The organism is Cohnella faecalis (assembly GCF_003570905.1).
Taxonomy (GTDB): Bacteria; Bacillota; Bacilli; order Paenibacillales; family Paenibacillaceae; genus Cohnella; species Cohnella faecalis.
On sequence record NZ_QXJM01000063.1, the window covers coordinates 130,592 to 148,319 of the forward strand.

At 54.4% G+C, this 17,728-nt stretch carries 9 protein-coding genes and 9 pseudogenes; 11 read left to right on the forward strand and 7 right to left on the reverse strand.

The features are described from left to right. Positions 1 to 197: 197 nt before the first annotated feature. Both D3H35_RS30050 and D3H35_RS30060 read right to left on the reverse strand, forming a co-directional pair. Positions 198 to 1,264 (reverse strand): IS3 family transposase gene (locus D3H35_RS30050; protein ID WP_119152734.1). Its coding sequence is split into 2 segments (ribosomal slippage): positions 198 to 1,063 and positions 1,063 to 1,264, totalling 1,068 coding nucleotides; the frame shifts between segments, so codons are not numbered across the junction. 813 nt (positions 1,265 to 2,077) lie between these two features. After that, entirely contained in the window at positions 2,078 to 2,473 is a 396-nt protein-coding gene (locus tag D3H35_RS30060; RefSeq protein ID WP_119152721.1) for a nucleoside triphosphate pyrophosphohydrolase family protein, read from the reverse strand. A 230-nt stretch (positions 2,474 to 2,703) separates the two neighbouring features. Between D3H35_RS30060 and D3H35_RS30065 the strand changes: the two genes are divergently transcribed. The 11 genes and pseudogenes from D3H35_RS30065 to tuf (D3H35_RS30115) form a co-directional block, all read left to right on the forward strand. Beyond that, entirely contained in the window at positions 2,704 to 3,744 is a 1,041-nt protein-coding gene (locus tag D3H35_RS30065) for a PIN/TRAM domain-containing protein (protein WP_378124922.1), read from the forward strand. A 60-nt stretch (positions 3,745 to 3,804) separates the two neighbouring features. Further along, complete coding sequence (ispD, locus tag D3H35_RS30070; RefSeq protein WP_325050190.1) at positions 3,805 to 4,536, forward strand: 2-C-methyl-D-erythritol 4-phosphate cytidylyltransferase; 732 nt, start codon at positions 3,805 to 3,807, stop codon at positions 4,534 to 4,536. A gap of 5 nt (positions 4,537 to 4,541) precedes the next feature. Next, positions 4,542 to 5,017 (forward strand): annotated as a pseudogene (gene ispF, locus D3H35_RS30075) (2-C-methyl-D-erythritol 2,4-cyclodiphosphate synthase). A 353-nt stretch (positions 5,018 to 5,370) separates the two neighbouring features. Further along, the gene (gene gltX, locus D3H35_RS30080; RefSeq protein WP_119152723.1) at positions 5,371 to 6,843 is read left to right on the forward strand and encodes a glutamate--tRNA ligase; all 1,473 of its coding nucleotides are present in this window, start codon (positions 5,371 to 5,373) and stop codon (positions 6,841 to 6,843) included. Between the two features lie 443 nt (positions 6,844 to 7,286). Beyond that, positions 7,287 to 7,984 (forward strand): annotated as a pseudogene (gene cysE, locus D3H35_RS30085) (serine O-acetyltransferase). Positions 7,985 to 8,001: 17 nt separating this feature from the next. Continuing rightward, complete coding sequence (locus D3H35_RS30090; RefSeq protein ID WP_119152724.1) at positions 8,002 to 8,268, forward strand: hypothetical protein; 267 nt, start codon at positions 8,002 to 8,004, stop codon at positions 8,266 to 8,268. Between the two features lie 37 nt (positions 8,269 to 8,305). Continuing rightward, positions 8,306 to 8,392 (forward strand): annotated as a pseudogene (locus D3H35_RS33305) (50S ribosomal protein L7ae-like protein); the annotation flags it as partial. A 207-nt stretch (positions 8,393 to 8,599) separates the two neighbouring features. Further along, on the forward strand, positions 8,600 to 8,974 hold the full coding sequence (gene rpsL / locus D3H35_RS30100) for a 30S ribosomal protein S12 (protein ID WP_119152725.1): 375 nt from the start codon (positions 8,600 to 8,602) through the stop codon (positions 8,972 to 8,974). A 57-nt stretch (positions 8,975 to 9,031) separates the two neighbouring features. Further along, positions 9,032 to 9,501, forward strand: a pseudogene (rpsG, locus tag D3H35_RS30105) (30S ribosomal protein S7). A 17-nt stretch (positions 9,502 to 9,518) separates the two neighbouring features. Further along, positions 9,519 to 11,597, forward strand: a pseudogene (gene fusA / locus D3H35_RS30110) (elongation factor G). A gap of 108 nt (positions 11,598 to 11,705) precedes the next feature. After that, positions 11,706 to 12,722 (forward strand): annotated as a pseudogene (tuf, locus tag D3H35_RS30115) (elongation factor Tu); the annotation flags it as partial. Here tuf (D3H35_RS30115) and tuf (D3H35_RS30120) read toward each other — a convergent pair. From tuf (D3H35_RS30120) to D3H35_RS35275, 5 genes and pseudogenes are all read right to left on the reverse strand, one after another. Continuing rightward, positions 12,689 to 13,822: an elongation factor Tu gene (tuf, locus tag D3H35_RS30120; protein ID WP_119152726.1), complete on the reverse strand. Its 1,134-nt coding sequence runs from the start codon at positions 13,820 to 13,822 to the stop codon at positions 12,689 to 12,691. The pseudogene tuf (D3H35_RS30115) and the gene tuf (D3H35_RS30120) sit on opposite strands and share 34 nt — an antisense overlap. A gap of 108 nt (positions 13,823 to 13,930) precedes the next feature. Next, positions 13,931 to 16,005: pseudogene (fusA, locus tag D3H35_RS30125) on the reverse strand (elongation factor G). 17 nt (positions 16,006 to 16,022) lie between these two features. Then, positions 16,023 to 16,491 (reverse strand): annotated as a pseudogene (gene rpsG / locus D3H35_RS30130) (30S ribosomal protein S7). Between the two features lie 57 nt (positions 16,492 to 16,548). Then, a pseudogene (rpsL, locus tag D3H35_RS30135) lies at positions 16,549 to 16,972 on the reverse strand (30S ribosomal protein S12). A gap of 291 nt (positions 16,973 to 17,263) precedes the next feature. Further along, a complete protein-coding gene (locus D3H35_RS35275; RefSeq protein WP_411675199.1) occupies positions 17,264 to 17,398 on the reverse strand; it encodes a ribosomal L7Ae/L30e/S12e/Gadd45 family protein in 135 nt (44 codons plus the stop codon). Positions 17,399 to 17,728 lie beyond the last annotated feature (330 nt).

The following is a 17,728-nucleotide window of genomic DNA, read 5'->3' on the forward strand; positions in this document are numbered from 1 at the left end:
AAGTATAAGTCCCCCCCTGATACCCATCTGATGCCGACGAAGCTTTGGCTTGGTTAGGTGGGGCGCCGCCGCAGCAGCAGAGGTACGAGGTACCTTTCTTTGGGCAAATGGCGGGTGAAGACGCTAATGAGTGGTATGAGGTACCTTTCTTTCGGCGATCGGCGGGTGTGGATTGTCAACACGAAACTGGACAGATATTATGAGGGCCACTGCCTAGCTTCAACGGGTGTACGATAACCGAGAGTCCCGTGAATGCGGTGATGATTGAACCAGTGTACGTAATCGTCAAGCTCCAATTGTAATTGTTGAAGATTATGGAAATGCCTTTGTTTGACAAACTCCGTCTTAAAAATCTTAAACGTAGCTTCGGCAACCGCATTATCGTAGGGGCAACCTTTATTACTCAGCGAACGCTCAATTTCAAAGGTCTCCAGTGCCTCGGAAATGAGTTTATTATCGAACTCGCTGCCGCGGTCTGTATGGAACATCTGGATACGATCAAGGCGCACGGAGACGCTTGCTATGGCATCGTAAACGAGCTGGGCGGTTTTGTTCACACCGCAACTGTGACCGATAATTTCACGGTTAAAGAGGTCAACAAATAAGCAGACGTAATTCCATTTGGCGTCCACCCGTACATATGTCAGGTCGCTTACGACAACGGCAAGGGGCTTCTCTTGACTGAACTCCCGCTGCAGGACATTGCCGATCTCCGCTTCGTTTGGCGCGGCTTTGTGGGGCTTGTACTGCGCTACCGTGTAAGTGGAAACCAACCCGTGCCTCTTCATCACACGTCCGATCTTACGACGGGAGACTTGAAGCGACTTTCTGGTCAGTTCCACCTTGATTTTGCGCGTGCCATAATTGTTACGACTGCTCTTGAAGATCTCTATCACCACTTCTTCCAGTTGTTGCTCTTGTAGATCGGGTGCGGGCACAGGCTCGTAATAATACGTGCTTCGGGGCAGTTGCAGGACGCTACACATTGCTGATACCGAGTACTTGTGCGCATTATTGCGAATCACATTTACTTTCGTCCCATAATCAGCGCGGCTTGCTTTAAAATATCGTTCTCCATCTTCAGCCGCTGATTTTCCTTACGCAATTCCAACATTTCGTTCTCTTCGGGTGTGCGATTGTCTTTGGCCGCGAATGAGCCTGTCCGCTGACTTTGGCTGATCCAACGGTCTAATGCGGATGCGGTCAAATCATACTCTTTCACGAGGCTCGCTCTGGACTTCCCGCTCTCGTACAACTGCACCATTTGATTCTTAAACTCGGGTGTAAACGTTCGTCTTGACTGCGACAACAGCAATCCGCTCCTTCGGCTCTTTCTTGTATTTTACTACCCCCTCTTTTTTTCTGTCCAATTTAGTGTAGCCGATCCAGGTGCAGACGCTGATGAGTGGTATGAGGTACCGTTCTTTCGGCGATCGGCGGGTGCAGACGCTGATGAGTGGTAGGAGGTACCGTTCTTTCGGCGATCGGCGGGTGCAGACGCTAATGAGTGGTATGAGGTACCTTTCTTTAGGCGATCGGCGGGCGGAGATGCTAATGAGTGGTATGAGGTACCTTTCTTTGGGCGAATGGCGGGCGGAGACGCTAATGAGTGGTATGAGGTACCGTTCTTTCGGCGATCGGCGGGTGCAGACGCTGATGAGTGGTAGGAGGTACCTTTCTTTAGGCGATCGGCGGGTGCAGACGCTAATGAGTGGTATGAGGTACCTTTCTTTAGGCGATCGGCGGGTGCAGACGCTGATGAGTGGTATGAGGTACCGTTCTTTCGGCGATCGGCGGGTGCAGACGCTGATGAGTGGTATGAGGTACCATTCTTTGGGCGAATGGCGGGCGGAGATGCTAATGAGTGGTAGGAGGTACCGTTCTTTCGGCGATCGGCGGGTGCAGACGCTGATGAGTGGTAGGAGGTACCGTTCTTTCGGCAATTGGCGGGTGCAGACGCTGATGAGTGGTAGGAGGTACCTTTCTTTGCATGCTCCGCGTCCCGGCAAAAAGCGGCTTCCCGCACGCCGGCGGCATGACAAACGGCGCACCCCGGGGGCGCGCCGTTCTCTGATCGTTACGTTAGATTAAACCAACCCAGCGTGGAGCATTTGTCCGCTTCCTTGGCGACGACTTCCTCCAGCCTGATGTCGAGAATGTTGCATAGGGCGGATAGATAGAACAAGTTCTTGCCCATTTCCGAACGGACGACCTCGCCGCAAGCTTCGCATAGATGGCCGTTCATATGGGATTTGGATTGGCGCTTAGCTTGGTCGAGCTCCATCTCCTCGTTGAAGCCTTGAGGTCTTGCGTTCAATTCGATGCAGCCGCATTCCGTAATGGATTTGGCTACCGCGCGATTGACGGATCCGTTCGACTGGGTGTACTTCGTGACCACATCGAGAAGGCTGCGGTGACGAAGCAATAATTCCGACACCTGCTCCTGAAATTGTTGCAGCGAAGGCGCGCTCATCCGGTCCCACCTCGGTTACCTGATTTTTGCTAATCTTCCTACATTATAGAGCAACGTCTTGGTTAATTCAAAAGGAGAGATTGAATTTATCGAAGTTTTGTTTAAGGGGAAACCAGAGATTAACGAGCGAAAAATTGGAACATACTAGTAACGTTTATAAACGCAAGGGAGTGAAAACGATGGTCATGAAACGTGTCATTCAAGCAATCGGCTTGCTGCTAGGCTCATTGATGGGACAAGAATGGTCTTCCTGGAGAGGGACGGGAGGAGCCGCATGGATGGATCCGCTGCTGGGAGGGTCCCAGGGAACGGGCGGAACCTATGGCGCTATTGTCGGTGCATTCATCGGGCTGCTGATTGCTACAACGGCGGCAGGGCCGTTATCTCGGTCGCTTCAGAACGGAGTCGACCGCTTGGCGGCTTTTCCGATGGCGGATTTGATGTTCGGACTGGCGGGCTTAACGTCGGGATTGGCTCTGTCCGCGCTGATGTATCCGTTCCTGTCGGACGTTCCGCGCTTCGGCTCGATGGTTGCCGCTTGTACGGCGCTGACGTTCGGCTATGCGGGTCTTCGAATCGGCATTCAGCGCAAGGATGAGCTTGGAGAGTGGCTTCGTTCCCGTCGGGCTGCCGAACAGGCGAAGGAAGAAGGATCGTGGTTCGAGGAGCACAAAATATTGGACACGAGCGTCATCATCGACGGCCGAATCGCCGATATTTGTAAGACCGGTTTTATCGAAGGGACGCTTGTTATCCCTGAGTTCGTTCTCGAAGAGCTGCAGCATATTGCGGACTCCTCCGATCTTCTTAAACGCAATCGCGGGCGCAGGGGATTGGATATTCTTAACAAAATTCAAAAAGAGCTCGACGTAAAAGTGCTTATCTGCGAGGACGCGGTGGAAGAAGCGGTGGAAGTGGACAGCAAGCTCGTTAAGCTCGCCAAGGCGATGCGAGGCAAAGTGGTGACGAACGACTTCAACCTGAACAAGGTATGCGAGCTGCAGGGAGTGTCGGTGCTGAACATCAACGATCTCGCCAACGCGGTGAAGCCGGTCGTGCTGCCGGGCGAGGAGATCGTCGTTCAGGTCATTAAGGACGGCAAGGAGCATGGACAAGGCGTCGCCTATCTGGACGACGGCACGATGATTGTCGTCGAGGGAGGACGGGATTTCATTGGCACGACGATGGAAGTGCTGGTGACGAGCGTTCTTCAGACGTCCGCGGGCCGGATGATCTTCGCCAAGCCGAAGCTATTGGAAAAAGCGTTGTGACAAGGTATGATAATAGCATCGGGTTTTCATGAGTAGCGGCACTCGGTGCCGCTATTTCATTTGAGCAGGGATTTCGATTTCGGAGAGGGGAACGCGGAAGCTATGAGGTGGGGAGCTGTCGTCGTTGCCGCCGGACGCGGGACGCGGATGGGCGCGGCGGACAATAAGCCGTATTTGCCGATAGCCGGGCGGCCGGTGCTCGCTTATACGCTTGAAGCGTTCGAGCGCTGCGATGCCGTCGAGACGGTCGTCATCGTCGCGGCGCCGGGCGAGGAAGAGCGGGCTAGGGAGCTCGTGGCGAAGGAAGGCTTTCGCAAAACGGCCGCGGTCGTGACGGGCGGAGCCGAGCGGCAGGATAGCGTTCTTGCCGGCGTTAACGCGCTGGATACGGACGGCGTGCTCGTTCATGACGCCGCGCGCCCGTTGGTGGAGCCGGAGCGAATCGCCGCCTGCTGCCGGTCGGCGGAGGAGAACGGCGCGGCCGCGCTGGCTGTGCCGGTGAAGGACACGATCAAGGTGACGGACAAGGACGGCTTCATGGTCGCGACTCCGGACCGCTCGGCGCTGTGGGCCGTCCAGACGCCCCAGGCTTTCGCAAGGGCGGAATTGATCGAAGCTCACCGGCTTGCGCGGGAAGCGGGAGCGGCGGCGACGGACGACACGATGCTCATGGAGCTGCTCGGCCGCACAGTCGCCGTCGTTCCGGGAGACTACCGGAACTTGAAAATAACGACGCCGGAGGATTTGCTCGTTGCCGAGCTTTTTCTCGGGCGGCGTCAAGAGGAGAAATAGAAACGATGATTCGAGTAGGACAAGGGTTCGACGTACATCAACTGGTCGAAGGGAGACCTTGCATTATCGGGGAGTTGCGATTCCTTACGAAAAAGGGCTGCTCGGGCATTCCGACGCCGACGTGCTGCTGCACACGATAGCGGATGCGGTGCTTGGAGCTCTCGCTTTGGGCGATATCGGCAAGCATTTTCCGGATACCGATCCGGCATTCAAGGACGCTGACAGCGTCAAGCTGCTGGAGCATGTGTGGGGGCTTGCGAAGGAGCGCGGCTATCGCTTGGGCAATGCGGACGCTACCATTATCGCGCAGGCTCCGAAGATGGCGCCGTATATTCCGCGGATGGTGGAGGTCATCGCCGCGGCGCTGGAGGCGGAAGCATCCCAAGTGAACGTGAAGGCGACGACGTCGGAGAAGCTTGGCTTCACCGGACGCGGAGAAGGCATTGCCGCCCAAGCGATCGTCTGTCTCGTTCGCGGCTAATTCGTCGCCGGGAGCGCGATTGCGGCCGAGTCGATTTGTCGTTCGAGCGGATTTTGGAACCGTCGCTGAGCCGCGTCACTCTCGTAGAATGGTTGAATTTAACGATAAAACATACAGCTAATATGGCGGTACGAAAGTGCGCAAGTTGGCGAACTGTAGAAGGTACATTATATTTTCGACGATGGAGCTCATTCTGCTCGTTTTCGCGGGATTAGCGGCATCTTTTACAGTGTATTTTCGGCTGGTTGATCGATTTTAGATGTACGAATTACACTTGTGCCAAATGAATTTATTAACATCCCATTCAGTCGCCGGAAGGCAGCGCCCTTCGCCGGGCGAAGGAGGAACCCCTTATGTCTACCAAAGTACGCGTCCGCTACGCGCCGAGCCCAACGGGCCATCTTCATATCGGAAACGCGAGAACGGCTATTTTCAACTATTTGTTCGCCCGCCGTCACGGGGGAGATTTCATCATCCGCATTGAAGACACGGACGTGAAGCGCAACGTCGCGGGCGGCGAGGAGAACCAGTTGACTTATCTCAAGTGGCTCGGCGTCGATTGGGACGAAAGCATTGACCGTCACGGGGAATACGGACCGTACCGCCAGACGGAGCGTCTCGATATTTACGCGGCCTATACGAAGGAGCTGTTGGACAAAGGGCTTGCTTACCGCTGCTACTGCACCGAGGAGGAGCTGGAGCGGGAGCGGGAGGAGCAGCTCGCACGCGGCGAAACTCCGAGCTATTCGGGTAAGCACCGCCAGTTGACCGCCGAGCAAGAAGCCGCCTATGTCGCGGAAGGACGAGTTCCGAGCGTACGCTTCAGGGTGCCGGATGACCGGACTTATACGTTCGACGACCTGGTCAAAGGCGAAATCAGCTTCAAGTCCGAGGACTTCGGCGATTTCGTCATCGTGAAGAAGGACGGCATTCCGACTTACAACTACGCGGTCGCGGTCGACGACCATACGATGGCGATTTCCCATGTGCTGCGCGGGGAAGACCATATCACGAACACGCCGCGTCAGCTCATGATCTACGAAGCGTTCGGCTGGACGCCGCCGCAATTCGGCCATATGACGCTGATCGTGAACGAGAACCGCAAAAAGCTGTCCAAGCGCGACGAGTCTATCGTTCAATTCATCGAGCAATATGACGAGCTGGGTTACTTGCCCGAAGCTCTGTTCAATTTTATTACGCTGCTCGGCTGGTCTCCGGAAGGGGAGGAGGAGATTTTCTCCCGCGAGCGGTTCATTGAAATATTCGATTCGAACCGGCTGTCGAAGAGTCCTGCCGTATTCGATACGGCCAAGCTGAACTGGCTGAATCAGCATTACTTGAAGGCTGCGGATGCAGAGCGGGTAATCGAGCTTTGTCTCGTCCATCTGAAAAAAGCGGAGCGTCTGCCCGAGAATCCTTCGGAGGAGCAGCTCGTATGGGCGGCCGGCCTTGTGACTCTGTTCCGCGACCATCTGCGCTTCGGCGCGGAAATCGTTCCGCTGTCCGATATGTTCTTCCGCAACGAAGCTCCGGAGCTGGATGAGGAGGCTGGTGCGGTGCTTGCCGAGCCGTCCGTGCCGACTGTGCTCGGAGCGTTCCGCCGCAGCGTGGAAGCCGCCGGTATCGAAGGGTTTACCGTAGACGGTATTAAAGCAATGATCAAGGGTGTCCAAGGCGAGACCGGCGTAAAAGGCAAAGGGCTGTTCATGCCGATCCGCGTCGCATTGACCGGGCAAACCCACGGACCCGATTTGAACGGTACGATTTGGCTGCTTGGCAGGGACAAAGTGCTGAAGCGGCTGGAAGAGACCTTGCAAGGACGTTAAAAGCCGGGCAATCTTCGTATCCCTTGTCAGGCCGCGGTCCTTGGATTATACTGTGGATAAATCAGCATGAGCGACGAACAGGAGAGTACGTTCGCGACTGGAATGACCAGAGAGGGCGGCCTTGGGTGAAATCCGCCTCATTTCGGCGATACGGAAATGCGCCTGGGAGCCGCGCCGCAGAGCGGAAGGCTGGAGGATTGCGCATAGGACTGCGCGATAACCGACAGTCGGAAGGGTACGCGGCGCCGGGTGGTCCCCGTTACCAGCCAATTAGAGGAACGTTCCGCTTCTGCCGGGAAGCATGTCCGATCGATCGGACAAGACCAGGCGGCGGATGAGGCGTTCAAGCAGAGTGGGACCGCGTATCTTAACAGACACGTCTCTGCAGCTATTAAGCTGCGGGGACTTTTTTATTTTTTAGAGATAGAAAGGGGGGCCTTGGAATGGGAGCTTGGAGCAACGTCAAATCGGACATCGACGCGGTATTCGAGAACGACCCCGCCGCCCGAGGCTGGTTCGAGGTTGTTTTCACATACGCGGGGCTGCATGCGATTTGGGCCCATCGCATCGCTCATTGGTTTTACAGGCGCAGATGGTTCACGGGGGCCCGGATGATCTCGCAAACGAGCCGGTTTTTCACCGGGATCGAGATCCATCCGGGGCCCGGATCGGCAGGCGGCTGTTCATCGACCACGGCATGGGCGTCGTCATCGGCGAGACGTGCGAAATCGGCGACGATGTCGTCATTTATCAGGGCGTCACGCTCGGAGGGACCGGAAAAGAGAAGGGCAAGCGGCATCCGACGATCGGCAACCGGGTCGTCATCGCGTCGGGCGCCAAAGTGCTCGGGTCGTTCCGGGTCGGCGATAACTGCAACATTGGCGCCAATTCGGTCGTGCTGCGGGAAGTGCCTTCCAACAGCACCGTTGTCGGCATTCCCGGACGAGTGGTGAAACGGGACGGACAGCGGGTCAGCGATCGGCTCGACCATACGAATCTGCCGGATCCGCTGATCGAGACGTTCCGCGCCATGCAGAACGAAATCAACGAGCTGAAGCTGGAAATCGGACGGCTCAAGAATCCTCCTAAAGAGGAACCGGAAGGCGTGCCGGTCAGCGCCGCATCCCACGATAATTATTAAAAGGAGTTAGGTAGATAGTGACTCTCCACATTTACGACAGTATGAACCGCAAGCCGGAACCGTTCGTTCCGCTTACTCCGGGCAAGGTGAACATGTACGTATGCGGGCCGACCGTGTACGGGTATATTCATATCGGCAACGCTCGCCCGGTTATCTTTTTCGATGTCGCCCGGCGTTATTTGGAATCGATCGGCTACGAGGTCAACTATATCGTCAATTTCACGGACGTCGACGACAAAATGATTCGCAAAGCCGATGAGGAAGGCATCACCGTCCCGAAGTAGCGGAGAAATTCATTGCCGCCTACAGCCGGAGCGAAGCTTGACTTACGTCGACACGATGAGAAACCTGGGTAAAGCATGCGGCATTGAAGTGGGCGCGGCGATGGCCGCAATCATAAGAGAATAAGCAAGCCGGTTTGGACTGGCGCTTCATCGTACTTTTCGTACGGGAGGAAGCCGGGCGGACCCTTTCGCATTTCTCAAAATGAACCGCCTGGATCTGTGGGCTTCGCAAAGTGGTGTCGGCTGTTCTGTTCTATTGCTTAACGTTCATGGGAAGGGTGGCAACAATGCCAACAATTAATCAACTCGTTCGCAAAGGTCGTCAACCGAAGTGGTTAAATCGAAATCTCCTGCGTTGCAAAAAGGCTTCAATGCCCTCAAACGTATTGAGACCGATCTAAGCGCGCCTCAAAAACGCGGGGTTTGCACCCGTGTAGGCACGATGACTCCGAAAAAACCGAACTCCGCACTCCGTAAATACGCGCGGGTACGTCTGACGAACCGTATCGAGGTGACCGCCTACATTCCGGGATCGGCCACAATCTGCAAGAGCACAGTGTCGTGCTTATTCGCGGAGGCCGGTAAAAGACCTTCCGGTGTACGTTACCACATCGTTCGCGGCGCTCTGGATACCGCAGGCGTAAACAACCGGAAGCAAGCTCGTTCCAAATACGGCGCTAAGCGTCCGAAAGTCAAAAAATCGTAATGCGCAAGGATGAATCGTCCGACGCACTACAACATGAATAAGAAAGGAGGAACTTAGATGCCTCGCAAAGGACCCGTACCGAAACGGGACGTTCTCCCGGATCCGGTATACAATAGCAAACTCGTTACTCGTCTTGTCAACCGCATTATGATCGACGGTAAGAAAGGCGTTGCACAGCAATTGCTGTACGATGCGTTCAACCTCATTCAAGAGCGTTCCGGCAAAGACGCAATGGAAGTTTTCGAAGCTGCGATTAAGAACATCATGCCGGTACTTGAAGTTAAAGCCCGTCGTGTAGGTGGTGCGAACTACCAGGTTCCGATTGAAGTGAAACCGGAGCGCCGCACGTCCCTTGGACTGCGCTGGCTCGTAAACTACTCCCGCAACCGCGGCGAGAAGACGATGGAAGAGCGTTTGGCTGCCGAGATTCTCGACGCTTCCAACAACACGGGAGCAGCAGTTAAAAAACGCGAAGATACGCATAAAATGGCGAAGCGAACAAAGCATTCGCTCACTACCGCTGGTAATCGAAGGGAGATCCACCATGTCAAGAGAGTTCTCCTTACAAAATACGCGTAATATCGGTATTATGGCGCATATTGACGCGGGCAAGACGACCACGACGGAACGGATTCTCTTCTACACCGGCCGCGTTCACAAAATCGGCGAAGTGCACGAAGGTGCAGCGACGATGGACTGGATGGAGCAGGAGCAGGAGCGCGGTATTACGATTACGTCTGCCGCGACGACCGCCCAGTGGAAAGGTCACCGCATCAATATTATCGACACTCCGGGTCACGTTGACTTTACGGTAGAGGTCGAGCGCTCCCTGCGCGTATTGGACGGCGCCGTTGGCGTATTTAGCGCCAAAGAAGGCGTCGAGCCTCAATCCGAGACGGTATGGCGTCAAGCCGACCGTTACGCGCGTACCGCGTATCGCGTACGTTAACAAGATGGACATCATCGGCGCGGACTTCCTGAACGTCGTTAAAGACATGAAGGAGCGTCTCGGCGCCAATGCCGTCGCTATTCAATTGCCGATCGCGGCGCCGAGAATGAATTTGTCGGCATGATCGATCTGATCGAACGGATCGCTTATGTCTACAAAGACGATCTGGGCAAAGAGCCGGTAGAGTCGGAAATTCCGGCTAACTTGGCTGACCAAGTCGAAGAGCTTCGTGCGGAGCTTGTAGAGAAAGTCGCCGAGCTGGACGAAGAGCTGATGATGAAGTATCTGGAAGGTGAAGAAATCACCGTTCCCGAGCTGAAAGCGGCTCTGCGCAAAGGCGTCTGCGAAGTGAAAATCTTCCCAGTCGTCTGCGGATCGTCCTACCGCAACAAAGGCGTTCAGCCTATGCTGGACGCTGTAGTAAGCTTCCTGCCTTCTCCGGTTGACGTGCCTGACATCAAAGGTACGCTGGACGACGGTACGGAAACGGTTCGCAAATCCGCAGACGATCAACCGTTCGCGGCGCTTGCGTTCAAAATCATGACCGACCCTTACGTCGGTAAGCTGACGTTCTTCCGCGTATATTCCGGCGTTCTGAACTCCGGATCGTACGTTGTGAATGCAACGAAAGGCAAACGTGAGCGTATCGGCCGTATTCTTCAGATGCATGCGAACAGCCGCCAAGAAATCAGCGAAGTATACGCTGGTGACATTGCAGCTGCCGTAGGCTTGAAGGATACGACGACAGGCGACACGCTGTGCGACGAGAAGAAACCGGTTATTCTCGAATCGATGAACTTCCCTGAGCCGGTTATCCAGCTCGCGGTCGAGCCGAAAACGAAAGCCGACCAAGACAAAATGGGTATCGCTCTTCAGAAGCTCGCCGAGGAAGATCCTACGTTCCGCGCTCATACGGACGAAGAACGGGACAAACGATCATCGCAGGTATGGGTGAGCTTCACCTTGAAATCCTCGTTGACCGTATGCTCCGCGAATTCAAAGTCGAGACGAACGTCGGTAAACCGCAAGTAGCTTATCGCGAAACGTTCAAATCCGCGGCCAAAGTCGAAGGCAAGTTTGTTCGCCAATCCGGCGGACGCGGACAATACGGACATTGCTGGGTTGAGTTCCAACCGGTTGAAGCTGGCGTAGGTTTCTCGTTCGAGAACAAAGTCGTCGGCGGTGCTATTCCTCGCGAATACATCGCTCCAATTCAAGCGGGTATCGAAGAATCGATGAAAAAACGGCGTTCTGGCGGGCTTCCCGCTCGTGGACATCAAAGCCATCGTATTCGACGGTTCTTACCACGATGTCGACTCCAACGAGATGGCGTTCAAAATCGCCGGCTCGATGGCGCTCAAAGCGGCCAAAGAAAAATGTAATCCTGTTCTTCTCGAGCCGATCATGAAAGTCGAAGTTACTGTTCCTGAAGAGTACATGGGCGACGTAATGGGTATGCTGAACTCCCGTCGCGGTCGTATCGAAGGCATGGACACGCGCCACGGCGCTCAAATCATTCGTGCCAAGGTACCTCTTGCCGAGATGTTCGGTTACTCCACAACGCTTCGTTCCGGTACGCAAGGACGCGGAGTATTCTCGATGGAGCTTTCGCACTACGAAGAAGTGCCTAAGTCGATTTCCGAAGAGATTATTTCCAAACACAAAGGCGCTTAAGCGCTCAACGATTTGTAAGCGGACGGGCAGGGGAGTCGCGGCGTAAGCCTCGATTCGCCGCCCGCCACCCTATAAATTCCTTTTACTTATAAGGAGGAGAAAAGTTACATGGCAAAGGCTAAGTTCGAACGTAACAAACCACACGTTAACATCGGTACGATCGGTCACGTCGACCACGGTAAAACGACGCTGACGGCTGCAATCACGACGGTTCTTTCGAAAAAATACGGCGGTGCTGCCGTAGCATTCGATCAAATCGACAAAGCTCCGGAAGAGCGCGAGCGCGGTATCACGATTTCCACCGCTCACGTTGAGTACGAAACTCCTAACCGTCACTACGCACACGTTGACTGCCCAGGACACGCCGACTATGTTAAAAACATGATCACCGGCGCTGCTCAAATGGACGGAGCGATCCTGGTTGTATCCGCTGCTGACGGCCCTATGCCGCAAACGCGCGAGCACATCCTGCTCTCCAAACAAGTAGGCGTTCCTTACATCGTCGTATTCTTGAACAAATGCGACATGGTTGAAGACGAAGAGCTGCTTGAACTGGTTGAGATGGAAGTACGCGACCTGTTGAACGAATATGAGTTCCCAGGCGACGACACTCCAATCATCCGCGGCGCTGCTCGTGAAGCTCTGCAAAACCCTGACGGTCCTTGGGCCGACAAAATCATTGAGCTGTTCGAGCAAGTCGACACGTACATCCCGCAACCAGAGCGCGATGTCGCTAAACCTTTCTTGATGCCAGTCGAGGACGTCTTCACGATCACGGGTCGCGGTACTGTTGCTACTGGCCGCGTAGAGCGTGGAACGATCAAAATCGGCGACGAGATCGAAATCATCGGTCTGGTTGAAGAAAGCCGCAAATCCGTCGTTACGGGCGTTGAAATGTTCCGTAAATTGCTTGACTCCGCTCAAGCCGGCGACAACATCGGCGCATTGCTTCGCGGCGTTGACCGTAAAGACATCGAGCGTGGACAAGTTCTGGCAAAACCGGGTTCGGTTAAGCCTCACACGGAATTCACGGCTCAAATCTACGTTCTGACCCAATCCGAGGGTGGCCGTCACAAGCCTTTCTTCACGGGTTACCGTCCGCAGTTCTCTTCAACAGCGATTGGAGCGATCAGTTTAACGGTAACGGTGATGTTGTCGCCTGGCATAACCATCTCAGTGCCTTCTTGCAGATCGATGATGCCCGTAACGTCAGTCGTCCGGAAGTAGAACTGCGGACGGTAACCCGTGAAGAAAGGCTTGTGACGGCCACCCTCGGATTGGGTCAGAACGTAGATTTGAGCCGTGAATTCCGTGTGAGGCTTAACCGAACCCGGTTTTGCCAGAACTTGTCCACGCTCGATGTCTTTACGGTCAACGCCGCGAAGCAATGCGCCGATGTTGTCGCCGGCTTGAGCGGAGTCAAGCAATTTACGGAACATTTCAACGCCCGTAACGACGGATTTGCGGCTTTCTTCAACCAGACCGATGATTTCGATCTCGTCGCCGATTTTGATCGTTCCACGCTCTACGCGGCCAGTAGCAACAGTACCGCGACCCGTGATCGTGAAGACGTCCTCGACTGGCATCAAGAAAGGTTTAGCGACATCGCGCTCTGGTTGCGGGATGTACGTGTCGACTTGCTCGAACAGCTCAATGATTTTGTCGGCCCAAGGACCGTCAGGGTTTTGCAGAGCTTCACGAGCAGCGCCGCGGATGATTGGAGTGTCGTCGCCTGGGAACTCATATTCGTTCAACAGGTCGCGTACTTCCATCTCAACCAGTTCAAGCAGCTCTTCGTCTTCAACCATGTCGCATTTGTTCAAGAATACGACGATGTAAGGAACGCCTACTTGTTTGGAGAGCAGGATGTGCTCGCGCGTTTGCGGCATAGGGCCGTCAGCAGCGGATACAACCAGGATCGCTCCGTCCATTTGAGCAGCGCCGGTGATCATGTTTTTAACATAGTCGGCGTGTCCTGGGCAGTCAACGTGTGCGTAGTGACGGTTAGGAGTTTCGTACTCAACGTGAGCGGTGGAAATCGTGATACCGCGCTCGCGCTCTTCCGGAGCTTTGTCGATTTGATCGAATGCTACGGCAGCACCGCCGTATTTTTTCGAAAGAACCGTCGTGATTGCAGCCGTCAGCGTCGTTTTACCGTGGTCGACGTGACCGATCGTACCGATGTTAACGTGTGGTTTGTTACGTTCGAACTTAGCCTTTGCCATGTAACTTTTCTCCTCCTTATAAGTAAAAGGAATTTATAGGGTGGCGGGCGGCGAATCGAGGCTTACGCCGCGACTCCCCTGCCCGTCCGCTTACAAATCGTTGAGCGCTTAAGCGCCTTTGTGTTTGGAAATAATCTCTTCGGAAATCGACTTAGGCACTTCTTCGTAGTGCGAAAGCTCCATCGAGAATACTCCGCGTCCTTGCGTACCGGAACGAAGCGTTGTGGAGTAACCGAACATCTCGGCAAGAGGTACCTTGGCACGAATGATTTGAGCGCCGTGGCGCGTGTCCATGCCTTCGATACGACCGCGACGGGAGTTCAGCATACCCATTACGTCGCCCATGTACTCTTCAGGAACAGTAACTTCGACTTTCATGATCGGCTCGAGAAGAACAGGATTACATTTTTCTTTGGCCGCTTTGAGCGCCATCGAGCCGGCGATTTTGAACGCCATCTCGTTGGAGTCGACATCGTGGTAAGAACCGTCGAATACGATGGCTTTGATGTCCACGAGCGGGAAGCCCGCCAGAACGCCGTTTTTCATCGATTCTTCGATACCCGCTTGAATTGGAGCGATGTATTCGCGAGGAATAGCACCGCCGACGACTTTGTTCTCGAACGAGAAACCTACGCCAGCTTCAACCGGTTGGAACTCAACCCAGCAATGTCCGTATTGTCCGCGTCCGCCGGATTGGCGAACAAACTTGCCTTCGACTTTGGCGCGGATTTGAACGTTTCGCGATAAGCTACTTGCGGTTTACCGACGTTCGTCTCGACTTTGAATTCGCGGAGCATACGGTCAACGAGGATTTCAAGGTGAAGCTCACCCATACCTGCGATGATCGTTTGTCCCGTTTCTTCGTCCGTATGAGCGCGGAACGTAGGATCTTCCTCGGCGAGCTTCTGAAGAGCGATACCCATTTTGTCTTGGTCGGCTTTCGTTTTCGGCTCGACCGCGAGCTGGATAACCGGCTCAGGGAAGTTCATCGATTCGAGAATAACCGGGTTCTTCTCGTCGCACAGCGTGTCGCCTGTCGTCGTATCCTTCAAGCCTACGGCAGCTGCAATGTCACCAGCGTATACTTCGCTGATTTCTTGGCGGCTGTTCGCATGCATCTGAAGAATACGGCCGATACGCTCACGTTTGCCTTTCGTTGCATTCACAACGTACGATCCGGAGTTCAGAACGCCGGAATATACGCGGAAGAACGTCAGCTTACCGACGTAAGGGTCGGTCATGATTTTGAACGCAAGCGCCGCGAACGGTTGATCGTCTGCGGATTTGCGAACCGTTTCCGTACCGTCGTCCAGCGTACCTTTGATGTCAGGCACGTCAACCGGAGAAGGCAGGAAGCTTACTACAGCGTCCAGCATAGGCTGAACGCCTTTGTTGCGGTAGGACGATCCGCAGACGACTGGGAAGATTTTCACTTCGCAGACGCCTTTGCGCAGAGCCGCTTTCAGCTCGGGAACGGTGATTTCTTCACCTTCCAGATACTTCATCATCAGCTCTTCGTCCAGCTCGGCGACTTTCTCTACAAGCTCCGCACGAAGCTCTTCGACTTGGTCAGCCAAGTTAGCCGGAATTTCCGACTCTACCGGCTCTTTGCCCAGATCGTCTTTGTAGACATAAGCGATCCGTTCGATCAGATCGATCATGCCGACAAATTCATTCTCGGCGCCGATCGGCAATTGAATAGCGACGGCATTGGCGCCGAGACGCTCCTTCATGTCTTTAACGACGTTCAGGAAGTCCGCGCCGATGATGTCCATCTTGTTAACGTACGCGATACGCGGTACGCCGTAACGGTCGGCTTGACGCCATACCGTCTCGGATTGAGGCTCGACGCCTTCTTTGGCGCTAAATACGCCAACGGCGCCGTCCAATACGCGCAGGGAGCGCTCGACCTCTACCGTAAAGTCAACGTGACCCGGAGTGTCGATAATATTGATGCGGTGACCTTTCCACTGGGCGGTCGTCGCGGCAGACGTAATCGTAATACCGCGCTCCTGCTCCTGCTCCATCCAGTCCATCGTCGCTGCACCTTCGTGCACTTCGCCGATTTTGTGAACGCGGCCGGTGTAGAAGAGAATCCGTTCCGTCGTGGTCGTCTTGCCCGCGTCAATATGCGCCATAATACCGATATTACGCGTATTTTGTAAGGAGAACTCTCTTGACATGGTGGATCTCCCTTCGATTACCAGCGGTAGTGAGCGAATGCTTTGTTCGCTTCCGCCATTTTATGCGTATCTTCGCGTTTTTTAACTGCTGCTCCCGTTGTTGGAAGCGTCGAGAATCTCGGCAGCCAAACGCTCTTCCATCGTCTTCTCGCCGCGGTTGCGGGAGTAGTTTACGAGCCAGCGCAGTCCAAGGGACGTGCGGCGCTCCGGTTTCACTTCAATCGGAACCTGGTAGTTCGCACCACCTACACGACGGGCTTTAACTTCAAGTACCGGCATGATGTTCTTAATCGCAGCTTCGAAAACTTCCATTGCGTCTTTGCCGGAACGCTCTTGAATGAGGTTGAACGCATCGTACAGCAATTGCTGTGCAACGCCTTTCTTACCGTCGATCATAATGCGGTTGACAAGACGAGTAACGAGTTTGCTATTGTATACCGGATCCGGGAGAACGTCCCGTTTCGGTACGGGTCCTTTGCGAGGCATCTAAGTTCCTCCTTTCTTATTCATGTTGTAGTGCGTCGGACGATTCATCCTTGCGCATTACGATTTTTTGACTTTCGGACGCTTAGCGCCGTATTTGGAACGAGCTTGCTTCCGGTTGTTTACGCCTGCGGTATCCAGAGCGCCGCGAACGATGTGGTAACGTACACCCGGAAGGTCTTTTACCCGGCCTCCGCGAATAAGCACGACACTGTGCTCTTGCAGATTGTGGCCGATCCCCGGAATGTAGGCGGTCACCTCGATACGGGTTCGTCAGACGTACCCGCGCGTATTTACGGAGTGCGGAGTTCGGTTTTTTCGGAGTCATCGTGCCTACACGGGTGCAAAACCCGCGTTTTTGAGGCGCGCTTAGATCGGTCTCAATACGTTTGAGGGCATTGAAGCCTTTTTGCAACGCAGGAGATTTCGATTTAACCACCTTCGGTTGACGACCTTTGCGAACGAGTTGATTAATTGTTGGCATTGTTGCCACCCCCTTCCCATGAACGTTAAGCAATAGAACAGAACAGCCGACACCACTTTGCGAAGCCCACAGATCCAGGCGGTTCATTTTGAGAAATGCGAAAGGGTCCGCCCGGCTTCCTCCCGTACGAAAAGTACGATGAAGCGCCAGTCCAAACCCGGCTTGCTTATTCTCTTATGATTGCGGCCATCGCCGCGCCCACTTCAATGCCGCATGCTTTACCCAGGTTTCTCATCGTGTCGACGTAAGTCAACTTCACTCCGAGCTGCTCGCACAATTGAATGACGCGAGCTACCGTACGGGATCTGCATCTTGCGCTACGAACACCTCGGCGGCATCGCCCTGCTCCACCGTCTTGATCGTCTGCTTGTGCCAATCTTGACGTTCCCGGCCTGCAATCCGTAGTCGTTCGTTGTCATCCGACATCGACCTCCATACAAGCAGAATGGTGCACGTCAGGCACACACTCAAACATAGTATCATCCCGAATGAACACTGTCAAGAAATCGGATACCGATTTTACGTTATTTATGCCTATCTATTTTCGGCTTCCGAATTTCGGGTCCGATCTTAGAACAATCTCCGTTCATCCTTCTCAAAAAAATGACTGCTCCCAAAAACGCATAGAACAACGGTAAAAATAGCCCCAGCGCTATTTCAGCGCCGTTCGCCGCTTCATATCCGCTTAGCATGGCAATCGTTTTGTAGGCTGGGGGGCAGCAGCCATGCCAACCACGCCAGGCGTGAGGCAACGAT

What these genes read in the sequence shown, in the direction of transcription:
- D3H35_RS30060 (WP_119152721.1), bottom strand. Translation starts at nt 2,473, where the DNA reads ATGAGCGCGCCTTCGCTGCAACAATTTCAGGAGCAGGTGTCGGAATTA.
- D3H35_RS30065 (WP_378124922.1), top strand. Translation starts at nt 2,704, where the DNA reads ATGGGACAAGAATGGTCTTCCTGGAGAGGGACGGGAGGAGCCGCATGG.
- gltX (WP_119152723.1), top strand. Translation starts at nt 5,371, where the DNA reads ATGTCTACCAAAGTACGCGTCCGCTACGCGCCGAGCCCAACGGGCCAT.
- tuf (WP_119152726.1), bottom strand. Translation starts at nt 13,822, where the DNA reads ATGGCAAAGGCTAAGTTCGAACGTAACAAACCACACGTTAACATCGGT.
- D3H35_RS35275 (WP_411675199.1), bottom strand. Translation starts at nt 17,398, where the DNA reads ATGTCGGATGACAACGAACGACTACGGATTGCAGGCCGGGAACGTCAA.